At 56.4% G+C, this 337-nt stretch carries 1 protein-coding gene; it reads left to right on the forward strand.

The window, feature by feature from the left end; genetic code table 11:
- Positions 1-86: 86 nt before the first annotated feature.
- The coding region (locus ACYQ78_RS39365) for a hypothetical protein (RefSeq protein WP_459806101.1) at positions 87-337 on the forward strand (251 nt) is incomplete at its 3' end.

Genomic DNA, 337 nt, shown 5'->3' on the forward strand with positions numbered 1-337 from the left:
GCCGCACTACCTTCTATTGAGTCAAGCCAGTTTCGTTCTGGCCCTACTCCGGGGTAGATGCAGAACTTCAATCGAAAAAAGCACCCGTGGATTTCCAGGTCTTCACCCACTACTCGGGCCACTCATCCTACACCAAGGGCCTTCTTCTGGTAGACCGTTCGGGCGCTTCTTCAGCTAAGGCTAGTCATCAGATCATGGAACTGACGGCGGAGGATTGCAGGTGGCGCGCGAAGACGCGTGATGGTTCATGGCAGCTTGTGGACAAGCCGGCGCTTTTGGCCCTTGGCGAGGATGGAGATGAGATGACGGCCTTCAACGTGGCTAGGTCGAAGGGGCA

It is taken from the genome of Herbidospora sp. RD11066 (assembly GCF_054661255.1).